The following is a 14,062-nucleotide window of genomic DNA, read 5'->3' as shown; positions in this document are numbered from 1 at the left end:
AACAGGACGATCATTATCCGGATCGGGCCCGCGCGGGCCCGGAATCCGCGCAGCTCACGACCGCGAAGCGGAAGCGGGGGGGGGGGGCCCCCCCGGGCCCCCCCCCCGCTCGCGTTCCGTCACTGTCCAGAACCGAGCGCCGTCACCGGATCGCGCGTATTTCCTTATCCGCAGCGAACGGTGGGCAGGGGTGCGTGTACGGCACAATGTGCCGTGTCCGGGGAAACTCCAAGTCTCAAGTGACGGAATCGGCGTGATGAGCAAGACGACAGTCAAAGACGTCTCCACCGAACCCGAGCCGGAGCGTGCCGAGGCCGCGCCCGGATCGGTGGGCGGCAGCCGTGCCTTCGCCCTGATGCTGGTGATCACCGGCGCGGCCGGGCTGCTCGCCGCCTGGGTCATCACGATCGACAAGTTCAAGATCCTCGAGGCCAAGGTCGAGGGCAAGACCTTCACACCCGGCTGCAGCCTCAACCCGATCGTCTCCTGCGGCAGCATCATGGAGAGCAAGCAGGCGTCCGTCTTCGGCTTCCCCAACCCCATGCTCGGCCTCGTCGCCTACGGCATCGTCATCTGCGTCGGCATGAGCCTGCTCGCCCGCGCCCGCTTCCCGCGCTGGTACTGGCTGACCTTCAACGCCGGCACGCTCTTCGGTGTCGTCTTCTGCACCTGGCTGATGTTCCAGTCGCTCTACCGCATCAACGCGCTGTGCCTGTGGTGCTCGCTCGCCTGGGCCGCGACGATCACGATGTTCTGGTTCGTGACCTCGTTCAACATCCGCAACGGCTTCCTGCCCGCCCCGCGCCCGCTGAAGAACTTCCTCGCCGAGTTCACCTGGGTACTCCCGGTGACGCACTGCGGCGTCATCGTCATGCTGATCCTCACCCGCTGGGGCAGCCAGCTCTGGGCCTGACCACCCGCTCCGGCCGCGATGTCAGTGCGGTGATTTAGGGTTTCCAGCGTGGAGCCCGACCTGTTCACCGCCGCCGCAGAAGAACGCCAGGAGAAGGACCCCGCGGGGAGTCCCCTGGCGGTGCGCATGCGCCCACGCACCCTGGACGAGGTCGTGGGCCAGCAGCACCTGCTGAAACCGGGATCGCCGCTGCGCAGGCTGGTCGGCGAATCCGGCGGCGGACCCGCCGGACCGTCCTCGGTGATCCTGTGGGGCCCGCCCGGCACCGGCAAGACCACCCTGGCATACGTCGTCTCCAAGGCCACCAACAAGCGCTTCGTCGAGCTGTCCGCCATCACCGCCGGGGTGAAGGAGGTGCGCGCGGTCATCGACGGCGCCCGCCGCGCCACCGGCGGCTTCGGCAAGGAGACCGTCCTCTTCCTCGACGAGATCCACCGCTTCAGCAAGGCCCAGCAGGACTCCCTCCTGCCGGCCGTCGAGAACCGCTGGGTGACCCTGATCGCGGCGACCACCGAGAACCCGTACTTCTCGGTCATCTCCCCGCTGCTGTCCCGCTCCCTCCTGCTCACCCTCGAACCCCTCACCGACGACGACATCAGGGGCCTGCTGAGGCGCGCGCTGAGCGACGAACGCGGGCTGAAGGACTCCGTCGGCCTCCCCGAGGACACCGAGGAGCACCTGCTGCGGATCGCCGGCGGCGACGCCCGCCGCGCCCTGACCGCCCTGGAGGCCGCAGCCGGGGCCGCCCTGGACCAGGGCGAGACCGCGATCAGCCTCCAGACGCTGGAGCAGACCGTCGACCGCGCCGCCGTGAAGTACGACCGCGACGGCGACCAGCACTACGACGTGGCCAGCGCCCTCATCAAGTCCATCCGCGGCTCCGACGTCGACGCCGCCCTGCACTACCTGGCCCGGATGATCGAGGCCGGCGAGGACCCCCGGTTCATCGCCCGCCGCCTGATGATCTCCGCCAGCGAGGACATCGGCCTCGCCGACCCCAACGCCCTGCCCATAGCCGTCGCCGCCGCCCAGGCCGTCGCCATGATCGGCTTCCCCGAGGCCGCCCTCACCCTCAGCCACGCCACCATCGCCCTCGCGCTGGCCCCCAAGTCCAACTCCGCGACCACCGCGATCGGCGCCGCCATGGACGACGTACGCAAGGGCCTGGCGGGGCCCGTCCCGCCCCACCTGCGCGACGGGCACTACAAGGGCGCCGCCAAGCTCGGGCACGCGCAGGGGTATGTGTATCCGCACGACCTGGCCGAGGGCATCGCCGAGCAGCAGTACGCGCCGGACGCCCTCAAGGACCGCGAGTACTACACGCCGGGCCGGCACGGCGCCGAGGCGCGGTACGCGGACGCGGTGGAGTGGACGAGGAAGCACCTCGGTCGTAGGCGGCCCTGAGCAGCCTGTAGAATCGCTCGAAGTGCTGTGTCCCGTGCTGTCAGAACGGGACGGTCAGCCGGAACCCCCAGCGGGTTCCAGGAGCGTCGCGCACCGTTCGAATGGTGTCGCGGGCAGCCCACCACCACTCGTCGCATGACGGGACCGGTCGGTGGGCCACTCGCGTGCTGCACATATGTGCCCAGACCAGGGGAGCGGCTGCCCACCCCGTCCACCAGGGCGAGGCGGGATTCCCCGGCTGCGGATGCGACCTCCCTCAACCCTGACAAGCCGAAAACCAGGAAATGAGAAACAAGTGGCGAACCAGTCCCGCCCCAAGGTCAAGAAGTCGCGTGCCCTCGGCATCGCGCTGACCCCGAAGGCCGTCAAGTACTTCGAGGCCCGTCCCTACCCGCCGGGTGAGCACGGCCGTGGCCGCAAGCAGAACTCGGACTACAAGGTCCGTCTGCTGGAGAAGCAGCGTCTGCGCGCGCAGTACGACGTGTCCGAGCGCCAGCTCGTCCGCGCCTACGAGCGTGCCTCCAAGGTTCAGGGCAAGACCGGTGAGGCCCTGATCATCGAGCTCGAGCGCCGTCTCGACGCCCTGGTCCTGCGTTCGGGCATCGCCCGCACCATCTACCAGGCCCGTCAGATGGTCGTTCACGGCCACATCGAGGTCAACGGCCAGAAGGTCGACAAGCCGTCGTTCCGCGTCCGTCCCGACGACGTCGTGATGGTCCGCGAGCGCAGCCGCGAGAAGACCCTCTTCTCCATCGCCCGTGAGGGCGGCTTCGCCCCCGAGGGCGAGACCCCGCGCTATCTCCAGGTGAACCTCAAGGCCCTGGCGTTCCGCCTGGACCGCGAGCCGAACCGCAAGGAGATCCCGGTGATCTGCGACGAGCAGCTCGTCGTCGAGTACTACGCCCGTTGATCCTTCAGCGGTCGTAGGACACCTGCGCCTTCAGCCCGTCGTCTCCCTGCCCTTGCCGGTGGGGGAGGCGGCGGGCTTTCGCATGCCCCGGCGCACCGCCGCCTCCCGGCCGCCGCGCCCTGCAGCACCACGACCTCCGAGGCATCGCCCTGCGCACCCGTGACCACGGCCAGCACCGAGCCGAGCAGGTCGTGGAAGGCGTGGGCGCTGGTCAGGCAGTCGGTCAGCAGGGAGCGGGCGCCGGGCACGTCAGCGTCGGCCCAGGGGGCGTACGCCAGGACGCACAGCGCGTAGGAGCGCGCCCAGCACTCGCCGTGGTCCTCGGCACACCCGGCGCACGTCCTCGCACAACCGCACCGCGTCCGGCAGATCGCCCTCCGGCTCGCGCACCGGCTCCAACTCCACGTGCCACACCCGTCGCGCGCGGTGCACCGCGAGGCCGCCCGCGCCGCCAGCCGTGACTTGCCCACAACGCCGGGCCCGGCCACCGTCACCAGCCGCGCGGCGCCCAGCGCCCCGGCTGGCTCGGCGAGTTCGGCCGAGCGGCCCACGAACGTGCCGAGGTCCAGGGGCAGATTGCCGTTGTCGGGGGAGTGGGGGCACCGTTGATCCCGCACGGGACACGGAGCGTACTGAAGCGTGTTCGGTCCGTACAATCGCTTCTCGCGACCCGGCCCCGCGCGGGCGGTAATCCGGTGCAGAGCGCCCTCCCCGGCGCGATAGGCTCGGTGCACGACTTTTTCGATGCAGACCGATGCAGAGGCACGTTTCAGGGAGCGGGTGCACACAGTGTCCGGTGGAGAGGTTGCCGGGATCCTGGTGGCCGTCTTCTGGGCGATCCTGGTCTCCTTCCTCGCCGTCGCGCTGGCGAGGCTGGCCCAGACGCTCAAGGCGACCACCAAGCTCGTCGCGGACGTGACCGACCAGGCCGTCCCGCTCCTGGCAGAGGCGTCCACGGCGGTGCGCTCCGCGCAGACCCAGATCGACCGGGTCGACTCGATCGCCTCCGACGTCCAGGAGGTCACGTCGAACGCCTCCGCGCTGTCGACGACCGTCGCCTCCACCTTCGGCGGACCCCTGGTCAAGGTCGCGGCCTTCGGCTACGGCGTGCGCCGGGCGCTCGGCGGCCGCAAGGACGACGCGCCCGCCAAGGCGCCCCGGCGTACCGTGATCGTGGGCCGCACGGTCCCCGCCGCACGACGCAAGCGGAAGTAAGGACTGAGACCGAGCGATGTTCCGTCGTACGTTCTGGTTCAGCACGGGCGTCGCCGCCGGTGTGTGGGCCACCACCAAGGTCAACCGCAAGCTGAGGCAGCTGACCCCGGAGAGCCTTGCCGCGACCGCCGCGAACAAGGCCCTGGAGACCGGTCAGCGGCTGAAGGACCGTGCGGTGGGCTTCGCGCTCGACGTCCGCGAGAACATGGCCCAGCGGGAGGCCGAGCTGGAGGACGCGCTCGGCATCCAGGAGAGCCCCGAACTCCCCGCGCCCCGGCGGTTCGCCGCCATCGAGAACAACCGCAGCAACCCGAAGTACGTCGAGAACCCGACGTACCCGACGTACTCGTACAACCGGAATGAGGACCACTGATGGAGTCGGCCGAGATTCGCCGCCGCTGGCTGAGCTTCTTCGAGGAGCGCGGGCACACCGTCGTCCCTTCGGCGTCGCTCATCGCGGACGACCCGACTCTGCTCCTCGTCCCGGCCGGCATGGTGCCCTTCAAGCCCTACTTCCTGGGTGAGGTCAAGCCGCCCTTCGCCCGTGCCACCAGCGTCCAGAAGTGCGTGCGCACGCCGGACATCGAAGAGGTCGGCAAGACCACCCGGCACGGCACGTTCTTCCAGATGTGCGGCAACTTCTCCTTCGGCGACTACTTCAAGGAAGGCGCCATCAAGCACGCCTGGGAGCTGCTCACCACGCCCCAGGACAAGGGTGGTTACGGCCTGGAGCCGGAGAAGCTCTGGATCACCGTCTACAAGGACGACGACGAGGCCGAGCGCATCTGGCACGAGGTCGTCGGCGTGCCGAAGGAGCGCATCCAGCGCCTCGGCATGAAGGACAACTACTGGTCCATGGGCGTCCCCGGACCCTGCGGCCCCTGCTCCGAGATCAACTACGACCGCGGCCCCGAGTTCGGCGTCGAGGGCGGCCCCGCCGTCAACGACGAGCGGTACGTGGAGATCTGGAACCTCGTCTTCATGCAGTACGAGCGCGGCGAGGGCACCGGCAAGGACAACTTCGAGATCCTCGGCGAGCTGCCGAGCAAGAACATCGACACCGGCCTCGGCCTCGAACGACTCGCCATGATTCTGCAGGGCGTGCAGAACATGTACGAGATCGACACCTCCATGGCCGTCATCAAGAAGGCCACCGAGCTGACCGGTGTCGCCTACGGCGACGCCCACGCCTCGGACGTCTCCCTGCGCGTGGTCACCGACCACATGCGTACGGCCACGATGCTCATCGGCGACGGCGTGACCCCCGGCAACGAAGGCCGCGGCTACGTGCTGCGCCGCATCATGCGCCGCGCCATCCGCAACATGCGCCTGCTCGGCGCCACCGGCCCGGTCGTCAAGGACCTCATCGACACCGTGATCGGCATGATGGGCCAGCAGTACCCGGAGCTGATCACCGACCGCGAGCGCATCGAGAAGGTCGCCCTCGCCGAGGAGAGCGCCTTCCTCAAGACGCTGAAGGCCGGCACCAACATCCTCGACACGGCCGTCACCGACACCAAGGCCGCCGGCTCCACCGTGCTGCCCGGCGACAAGGCCTTCCTGCTCCACGACACCTGGGGCTTCCCGATCGACCTCACCCTGGAGATGGCCGCCGAGCAGGGCCTCTCCGTGGACGAGGACGGCTTCCGCCGCCTGATGAAGGAACAGCGGGAGCGCGCCAAGGCCGACGCCCAGGCCAAGAAGACCGGGCACGCCGGCGCCGGCGCCTACCGGGAGATCGCCGACCAGGTCGGCGAGACCGACTTCATCGGCTACAGCGACACCGAGGGCGAGTCCACCATCGTCGGCATCCTGGTCGACGGCACCTCCTCCCCGGCCGCCACCGAGGGCGACGAGGTCGAGATCGTCCTCGACCGCACCCCGTTCTACGCCGAGGGCGGCGGCCAGATCGGCGACACCGGCAAGATCAAGGTCGACTCCGGCGCCGTCATCGAGATCCGCGACTGCCAGAAGCCGGTTCCGGGCGTCTACGTCCACAAGGGCGTCGTCCAGGTCGGCGAGGTGACGGTCGGTGCCAAGGCGCACGCCTCGATCGACAGCCTCCGCCGCCGGGCCATCGCCCGCGCCCACTCGGCCACCCACCTCACCCACCAGGCCCTGCGCGACGCCCTCGGCCCGACGGCCGCCCAGGCCGGTTCCGAGAACCAGCCCGGCCGCTTCCGCTTCGACTTCGGCTCGCCGTCCGCCGTCCCGACGGCCGTGATGACCGACGTCGAGCAGAAGATCAACGAGGTGCTCGCCCGCGACCTCGACGTGCACGCCGAGGTCATGGGCATCGACGAGGCCAAGAAGCAGGGCGCCATCGCCGAGTTCGGCGAGAAGTACGGCGAGCGGGTCCGGGTCGTGACCATCGGCGACTTCTCCAAGGAGCTGTGCGGCGGCACGCATGTGCACAACACCGCCCAGCTCGGCCTGGTCAAGCTGCTCGGCGAGTCGTCCATCGGGTCCGGGGTGCGCCGCATCGAGGCCCTGGTCGGCGTGGACGCCTACAACTTCCTGGCCCGCGAGCACACGGTCGTCGCCCAGCTCCAGGAGTTGATCAAGGGCCGCCCGGAGGAGCTCCCGGAGAAGGTCTCCGCCATGCTCGGCAAGCTGAAGGACGCCGAGAAGGAGATCGAGAAGTTCCGCGCCGAGAAGGTGCTCCAGGCCGCCGCCGGTCTCGCCGAGTCCGCCAAGGACGTGCGCGGCATCGCCGTCGTCACCGGCCGGGTCCCGGACGGCACCACCCCGGACGACCTGCGCAAGCTCGTCCTCGACGTGCGCGGCCGCATCCAGGGCGGACGCGCCGCCGTGGTCGCCCTGTTCACCGTCAACAACGGCAAGCCGCTGACGGTCATCGCCACCAACGAGGCCGCCCGCGAGCGCGGCCTCAAGGCCGGCGACCTTGTCCGTACGGCCGCCAAGACCCTCGGCGGCGGCGGTGGCGGCAAGCCGGACGTCGCCCAGGGCGGCGGCCAGAACCCGGCCGCCATCGGTGACGCCGTCGACGCCGTCGAACGGCTCGTGACGGAAACGGCCAAGTGAGCGACGACACACACGAAGGGGGCGACGGCCGGGGCATGCGCCGCGGCCGTCGTCTCGCGATCGATGTCGGCGACGCCCGTATCGGCGTCGCCTCGTGCGACCCCGACGGGATCCTCGCCACCCCGGTGGAGACGGTCCCGGGCCGGGACATCCCCGCAGCTCACCGCCGCCTCAGGCAACTCGTCGAGGAGTACGAGCCGATCGAGGTGGTCGTCGGCCTGCCCCGCTCCCTCAGGGGTGGCGAGGGCCCGGCCGCGGCCAAGGTCCGCCGCTTCGCCCAGGAACTGGCCCGCATGATCGCGCCCGTACCGGTCAGGCTCGTGGACGAGCGGATGACGACCGTGACGGCCAGTCAGGGGCTGCGCGCCTCGGGCGTGAAGTCGAAGAAGGGCCGGTCGGTGATCGATCAGGCAGCCGCTGTGATCATCTTGCAGCAGGCGCTGGAATCCGAACGGGTGTCAGGTAAAGCCCCCGGAGAGAGCGTCGAAGTGGTTATCTGATCGCGGTACGGTAACGTTCCGCGCGATGTGCCGGTGTTCGAACAACCGGTGCACAGAGAGAGGCGGGACGGAAACCGGATCTTCAGCAGCCGCGTGACCGCCGCCTCGCGGCTCTAGGGGATCGATGACTGAGTATGGCCGGGGCCAAGGCTCCGAACCGTGGCATCCGGAGGACCCGTTGTACGGGGACGGCGGATGGGAAGGGCAGCAGGCCCACACGGGCCAACAGGCTGCCTACGGCGGCCGGCCGCAGCACTATCCGCAGCAGCCGCAGCACTACGGCGACTGGGGCAACAGCCAGCAGGCCGCATACGGTCAGGCGCAGCAGTACCCGCATCAGGGGCACCACGAGCAGTACCCGCTCCCGTACGACCAGCAGCAGTACGCCGGCCAGGGTCAGCAGCCGTACGACAACAACGGCTGGGGCACCGGCAGCCATGCGCACACCCAGTACCCCGACCCGGGCGACCCCTACGGGCAGCAGGCCGCGGCGTACGGCGGTGAGCAGGCCGACTACTACGGCACGCCCGACGCCTACCCGCCGCCGGAGCCGCCGAGCCGACGGCACATCGAGCCGGAGCCGCCGCAGACCGACTGGGATCCGGGCCCGGACCAGGGCGAACACGCGTTCTTCGCCGGTGGCGACGATGACGACGACTCCGACGACGGCGCGGGCGGCGCGGGTCGCGGCGATCGCCGGGGCCGAGGCGACAAGCCCAAGAAGCGCCGCAGCGGATGCGCCTGTCTGGTGGTCGCGCTGGTGTTCGCCGGAGGCGTGGGCGGAGTCGGATATTTCGGCTATCAGTTTTACCAGGATCGTTTCGGCGCGGCGCCGGACTTCGCCGGGGACGGCACGAGCGAGACGGTGACCGTCGAGATCCCCAAGGGTGCCCCCGGAACCGAGATCGGCCGGCGGCTCAAGGCGGCCGGGGTCGTCAAGAGCGTCGACGCGTTCGTCGCCGCCCAGCAGGACAATCCCGATGGGGACAAGATCCAGGCGGGCGCCTATCTGCTGAAGAAGCAGATGTCCGCCGCCAGCGCCATCGAGATGATGCTCAGCCCCGAAAGTCAGAACAACGTCCTGGTCAGGCCCGGCGAGCGCAATGCGCAGGTCTACAAGGCGATCGACGAAAAACTCGAATTGTCGTCCGGCACCACCAAGAAGGTCGCCGACGAGAAATACAAGAGCCTCGGACTTCCGAGCTGGGCGAACAACAACAGCGACATCAAGGATCCGCTGGAGGGCTTCCTCTATCCGGGCACCTACCCCGCCGCCAAGGGCATGAAGCCCGAGGCCGTCCTGAAGGAGATGGTCACCCAGGCCGCGAACAAATACGACGCGCTGGACCTGGAAGCCAAGGCCAAGTCCCTCAAGCTGGACAACCCGCTGCAGGTCATCACGGTCGCGAGCCTCGTCCAGGCCGAGGGCAAGACCGACGACGACTACCGCAAGATGGCGGAAGTGGTCTACAACCGCCTCGACCCCGCGAATCCCGAGACCTACGGTGCCCTGCAGTTCGACTCGACCTTCAATTACCTGAAGGGCACGAGCAATATCGACATCAGCGAGTCGGAGATCAAGAACAACCAGGACCCGTACAACACGTACTCGCAAAAGGGTCTGCCGCCCGGTCCCATCGGCAACCCGGGCGAACGCGCGCTGAAGGGGACGCTGAATCCGACGGACGAGGGTTGGTACTACTTCGTGGCGACCGACGGCGTGAACAAGACAGAATTCGCCAAGACCCACGACGATTTCCTGAAGCTCAAGGACAAGTTCAATGAGAGCAGGGGCAACTGACGCCCGCCGGGCCGCCGTTCTAGGTTCGCCCATCGCCCACTCCCTCTCCCCGGTGCTGCACCGGGCCGCCTACGCGGAACTGGGACTCACGGGCTGGTCGTACGACCGGTTCGAGATCGACGAGGCCGCCCTGCCCGCCTTCATCGCGGAACTCGGGCCGGAGTGGGCCGGGTTGTCGCTGACCATGCCGCTCAAGCGCGCCGTCATCCCACTGCTCGACGAGATCAGCGAGACGGCGGCCTCCGTCGAGGCGGTCAACACGGTCGTCCTGACCGAGGACGGCCGCCGCACCGGCGACAACACCGACATCCCCGGCATGGTCGCCGCACTGCGCGAACGCGGCATCGAACAGGTCGACTCGGCCGCCATCCTCGGCGCCGGCGCCACGGCGTCCTCCGCGCTGGCCGCGCTCGCGCGCATCTGCACCGGTGAGGTCGTGGCGTACGTACGCAGCGAGGCACGCGCCGCGGAGATGCGCCAGTGGGGCGAGCGGCTCGACGTCGAGGTCCGTACGGCGGACTGGGCGGACGCGGCCCGGGCGCTCGACGCGCCGCTGGTGATCGCGACCACCCCGGCCGGTACGACGGACACCCTCGCCTCCGCCGTACCGGAGCGCCCCGCCACCCTGTTCGACGTGCTCTACGACCCCTGGCCCACCGCCCTCGCGGCACGCTGGTCGATGTACGGCGGAGCCGTCGTCGGCGGGCTCGACCTGCTGGTGCACCAGGCGGTGCTGCAGGTGGAGCAGATGACCGGCCGGGTGCCGGCGCCCCTGGAGGCCATGCGAAAAGCGGGCGAGCGGGCTCTCGCGAACCGCTAAGATCCGCTGAGTTCCGCAGGGGGCGGAGCGGATCGAGGGGGAGTACGAGCGTGTCCACTGGTGTGCCGCTGGCGTCCGGCAAGAGCGAGATATTCGAGGTCATCCTGCAGTTCATGCCGGACTGGATTCAGATCCCGGTGCTGGTCCTTGTCATTCTGCTCGTCGTCGGGTCGTGGGTCTTCAAGCTGAAGCGCAAGATCGACCGCCGCCGCGCCGCACGTCAGGGGCAGGCGGCGGCACAGCACGGGCAGGGGCGAGGTGCCGACTACCTGGGCCCGTACGCTCCCCAGCAGCAGGCGGCCCAGCCGAGCGGCGCCGACTTCCTCGGCACGTACGCCCCGCAGCAGCCCCAGGGCAACGGCCCCGCGTGATCCCCGCCGCTGCCCGGCGCCGTCCGTTTTCAGTCCGCCTGGTGGACCGACGGCCGGGGACCGGGGCCGGACGTGGGAGGATCGAAGATGGCGGGCCGGGGCCGCGCACCTGGTCGCGCCGTCGACGTACGCGAGGACGCGCGTACGCAGGGCAGTACCAGGGCGCGAGCACTGAGGAGCATCGTTGAGCAGGTTGCGCTGGCTGACCGCGGGGGAGTCCCACGGCCCCGCACTCGTCGCGACGCTGGAGGGCCTTCCCGCCGGCGTGCCGATCACCACGGAGATGGTGGCGGACCACCTGGCCCGGCGCCGGCTCGGCTATGGACGCGGTGCGCGCATGAAGTTCGAGCGCGACGAGGTCACCTTCCTCGGCGGCGTCCGGCACGGCCTCACCCTCGGCTCCCCGGTCGCGATCATGGTGGGCAACACCGAGTGGCCCAAGTGGGAGCAGGTCATGGCGGCCGACCCGGTCGATCCGGAAATCCTCGCCGGACTCGCCCGCAACGCGCCCCTGACCCGCCCGCGCCCCGGCCACGCCGACCTGGCCGGCATGCAGAAGTACGGCTTCGACGAGGCCCGGCCGATCCTGGAGCGGGCGTCGGCGCGTGAGACGGCGGCCCGTGTCGCCCTCGGCGCTGTCGCCCGGTCGTACCTCAAGGAGACGGCCGGCATCGAGATCGTCAGCCATGTCGTCGAGCTGTGCTCGGTGAAGGCGCCGCAGGGCGTGTACCCGACGCCGGCCGACGTCGAGAAGCTCGACGCCGACCCGGTGCGCTGCCTGGACGCGGACGCGTCGAAGGCGATGGTCGCGGAGATCGACCAGGCCCACAAAGACGGCGACACCCTCGGCGGTGTGGTCGAGGTCCTGGCCTACGGCGTCCCCGTCGGCCTGGGCTCGCATGTGCACTGGGACCGCAAGCTGGACGCCCGCCTGGCCGGTGCTCTGATGGGCATCCAGGCGATCAAGGGCGTCGAGATCGGCGACGGCTTCGAGCTGGCCCGCGTGCCCGGTTCCAAGGCGCACGACGAGATCGTGGGCACGCCCGAGGGCATCCGCCGCGTCTCCGGCCGCTCCGGCGGCACCGAGGGCGGCCTGACCACGGGTGAGCTGCTGCGGGTGCGTGCCGCGATGAAGCCGATCGCGACCGTGCCGCGGGCCCTGCGGACGGTGGACGTGACGACCGGCGAGGCCACGCAGGCCCATCACCAGCGCTCCGACGTCTCCGCGGTCCCGGCGGCCGGCATCGTCGCCGAGGCCATGGTGGCGCTCGTCCTCGCGGACGCGGTGGCGGAGAAGTTCGGCGGTGACTCGGTGACCGAGACCCGCCGCAATGTCCGGTCGTACCTCGACAACCTGGCCATCCGATGAGCGCAGCGCCTGCGGTGGTGCTGGTCGGGCCCATGGGTGTGGGCAAGTCCACGGTCGGGCGGCTCCTCGCCGAGCGGCTCGGCGTCGGCTACCGGGACACCGACGACGACATCGTGGCCGAGCAGGGCCGCACCATCGCCGAGATCTTCGTCGACGAGGGCGAGCCCGCCTTCCGGGCGATGGAGAAGCGGGCGGTGCACCGGGCGCTCGCCGAGCACGACGGCGTCCTGGCGCTCGGCGGCGGGGCGATCCTGGACGCGGACACGCGCGCGCTGCTCGCCGGGCAGCGGGTGGTCTACCTCTCGATGGACGTCGAGGAGGCGGTCAGGCGCACCGGCCTGAACGCCGCCCGCCCGCTGCTCGCGGTCAACCCGCGCAAGCAGTGGCGGGAGCTGATGGAGGCCCGTCGGCACCTGTACGAGGAGGTCGCCACGGCGGTCGTGGCCACCGACGGCCGTACCCCCGAAGAAGTGACCCAAGCCGCCCTGGACGCACTGGAGTTGAAGGACGCATGACCGAAGCAGTGACGCGGATTCAGGTCGGCGGCACCGCTGGCAGTGACCCGTACGAGGTCCTGGTGGGCCGTCAGCTCCTGGGCGAGCTGGGCGGGTTGGTCGGAGGCAAGGCCAAGCGGGTCGCCGTGATCCACCCGGAGGCGCTGGCCGAGACCGGCGAGGCGCTGCGGGCCGACCTGGCGGGGCAGGGCTACGAGGCCGTCGCGATCCAGGTGCCGAACGCGGAGGAGGCCAAGACCGCCGAGGTGGCCGCCTACTGCTGGAAGGCGCTGGGCCAGTCCGGCTTCACCCGCTCCGATGTGATCGTCGGTGTCGGCGGCGGCGCGACCACCGACCTGGCCGGGTTCGTCGCCGCGAGCTGGCTGCGCGGGGTGCGCTGGATCGCCGTACCCACCACCGTGCTGGCCATGGTGGACGCGGCCGTCGGCGGCAAGACCGGCATCAACACCGCCGAGGGCAAGAACCTCGTCGGCGCCTTCCACCCGCCAGCCGGTGTGCTGTGCGACCTGGCCGCGCTGGAGTCGCTGCCGGTCAACGACTATGTGTCCGGTCTCGCGGAGATCATCAAGGCCGGTTTCATCGCCGACCCCGTCATCCTGGAGCTGATCGAGGCCGACCCGCAGGCGGCGCGGACCCCGGCCGGCCCGCACACCGCCGAGCTGATCGAGCGCTCGATCCGGGTCAAGGCCGAGGTCGTCTCCTCGGACCTGAAGGAGTCGGGCCTCAGGGAGATCCTCAACTACGGCCACACCCTGGGTCACGCGATCGAGAAGAACGAGCGCTACAAGTGGCGGCACGGCGCGGCGGTGGCCGTCGGCATGCACTTCGCCGCCGAACTCGGCCGTCTCGCCGGGCGGTTGGACGACGCGACGGCGGACCGGCACCGCACGATCCTCGAAGCGGTGGGCCTGCCCCTGCACTACCGCTACGACCAGTGGCCCAAGCTGCTCCAGACGATGAAGGTCGACAAGAAGTCCCGCGGTGACCTGCTGCGCTTCATCGTCCTGGACGGCCTGGCCAAGCCCACCGTCCTGGAGGGGCCGGACCCGGCCGTCCTGCTCGCCGCATACGGCGAAGTCGGCCAGTAAGTCCGGCGAACCACCTTTCCGTCCGATTCGCCTGTGGCGACGGGCACTTCAGACCGCCACCGGCCGTTCACCAAACGGCGGCCGGGGGCGGTACCGTTCGGTAGGGGGCGG

General features: G+C 70.1%; 13 protein-coding genes and 1 pseudogene. 13 read left to right on the top strand and 1 reads right to left on the bottom strand.

The window, feature by feature from the left end:
- The first annotated feature begins 256 nt into the window (after positions 1-256).
- The 3 genes from ACP4J3_RS30200 (at position 257) to rpsD (ending at position 3,227) form a co-directional block, all read left to right on the top strand.
- Positions 257-913 carry a vitamin K epoxide reductase family protein gene (locus tag ACP4J3_RS30200; protein ID WP_426539212.1) on the top strand — a complete coding sequence of 219 codons (657 nt, stop codon included), beginning with the start codon at positions 257-259 and terminating at the stop codon, positions 911-913.
- 48 nt (positions 914-961) lie between these two features.
- On the top strand, positions 962-2,317 hold the full coding sequence (locus ACP4J3_RS30195; protein WP_426539211.1) for a replication-associated recombination protein A: 1,356 nt from the start codon (positions 962-964) through the stop codon (positions 2,315-2,317).
- A gap of 295 nt (positions 2,318-2,612) precedes the next feature.
- Positions 2,613-3,227 carry a 30S ribosomal protein S4 gene (gene rpsD / locus ACP4J3_RS30190; RefSeq protein ID WP_015661793.1) on the top strand — a complete coding sequence of 205 codons (615 nt, stop codon included), beginning with the start codon at positions 2,613-2,615 and terminating at the stop codon, positions 3,225-3,227.
- A gap of 107 nt (positions 3,228-3,334) precedes the next feature.
- Here rpsD and ACP4J3_RS30185 read toward each other — a convergent pair.
- Positions 3,335-3,632: pseudogene (locus ACP4J3_RS30185) on the bottom strand (regulator); the annotation flags it as partial.
- A 375-nt stretch (positions 3,633-4,007) separates the two neighbouring features.
- Here ACP4J3_RS30185 and ACP4J3_RS30180 point away from each other — a divergent pair.
- The 10 genes from ACP4J3_RS30180 to aroB all read left to right on the top strand — a co-directional run bounded on the left by ACP4J3_RS30180 (position 4,008) and on the right by aroB (position 13,951).
- On the top strand, positions 4,008-4,442 hold the full coding sequence (locus tag ACP4J3_RS30180; RefSeq protein ID WP_426539219.1) for a DUF948 domain-containing protein: 435 nt from the start codon (positions 4,008-4,010) through the stop codon (positions 4,440-4,442).
- A gap of 16 nt (positions 4,443-4,458) precedes the next feature.
- On the top strand, positions 4,459-4,815 hold the full coding sequence (locus ACP4J3_RS30175; RefSeq protein WP_426539210.1) for a hypothetical protein: 357 nt from the start codon (positions 4,459-4,461) through the stop codon (positions 4,813-4,815).
- Positions 4,815-7,487, top strand: a complete 2,673-nt coding sequence (gene alaS, locus ACP4J3_RS30170) for an alanine--tRNA ligase (protein WP_426539209.1) — start codon at positions 4,815-4,817, stop codon at positions 7,485-7,487. Before ACP4J3_RS30175 ends, alaS begins: the two co-directional genes overlap by 1 nt.
- Positions 7,488-7,522: 35 nt before the next feature.
- Entirely contained in the window at positions 7,523-7,987 is a 465-nt protein-coding gene (ruvX, locus tag ACP4J3_RS30165; RefSeq protein WP_426539218.1) for a Holliday junction resolvase RuvX, read from the top strand.
- Positions 7,988-8,111: 124 nt separating this feature from the next.
- Positions 8,112-9,788: an endolytic transglycosylase MltG gene (gene mltG / locus ACP4J3_RS30160; RefSeq protein ID WP_426539208.1), complete on the top strand. Its 1,677-nt coding sequence runs from the start codon at positions 8,112-8,114 to the stop codon at positions 9,786-9,788.
- Positions 9,769-10,608 (top strand): shikimate dehydrogenase, encoded by an 840-nt coding sequence (locus ACP4J3_RS30155; protein ID WP_426539207.1) that lies wholly within the window; start codon positions 9,769-9,771, stop codon positions 10,606-10,608. The genes mltG and ACP4J3_RS30155 overlap by 20 nt, the downstream gene beginning before the upstream one ends.
- A 50-nt stretch (positions 10,609-10,658) precedes the next feature.
- Positions 10,659-10,979: a hypothetical protein gene (locus ACP4J3_RS30150; protein WP_426539206.1), complete on the top strand. Its 321-nt coding sequence runs from the start codon at positions 10,659-10,661 to the stop codon at positions 10,977-10,979.
- 184 nt (positions 10,980-11,163) lie between these two features.
- Positions 11,164-12,348 (top strand): chorismate synthase, encoded by a 1,185-nt coding sequence (aroC, locus tag ACP4J3_RS30145; protein ID WP_426539205.1) that lies wholly within the window; start codon positions 11,164-11,166, stop codon positions 12,346-12,348.
- Positions 12,345-12,863 carry a shikimate kinase gene (locus ACP4J3_RS30140; RefSeq protein ID WP_426539204.1) on the top strand — a complete coding sequence of 173 codons (519 nt, stop codon included), beginning with the start codon at positions 12,345-12,347 and terminating at the stop codon, positions 12,861-12,863. The genes aroC and ACP4J3_RS30140 overlap by 4 nt, the downstream gene beginning before the upstream one ends.
- Positions 12,860-13,951 (top strand): 3-dehydroquinate synthase, encoded by a 1,092-nt coding sequence (aroB, locus tag ACP4J3_RS30135; RefSeq protein WP_426539203.1) that lies wholly within the window; start codon positions 12,860-12,862, stop codon positions 13,949-13,951. The genes ACP4J3_RS30140 and aroB overlap by 4 nt, the downstream gene beginning before the upstream one ends.
- Positions 13,952-14,062: the final 111 nt, after the last annotated feature.

Source organism: Streptomyces sp. UG1, assembly GCF_049974585.1.
GTDB lineage: Bacteria > Actinomycetota > Actinomycetes > Streptomycetales > Streptomycetaceae > Streptomyces.
The sequence above is the reverse complement of the archived record's forward strand: the minus strand, read 5'-3'. Positions and strand labels throughout refer to the sequence as shown.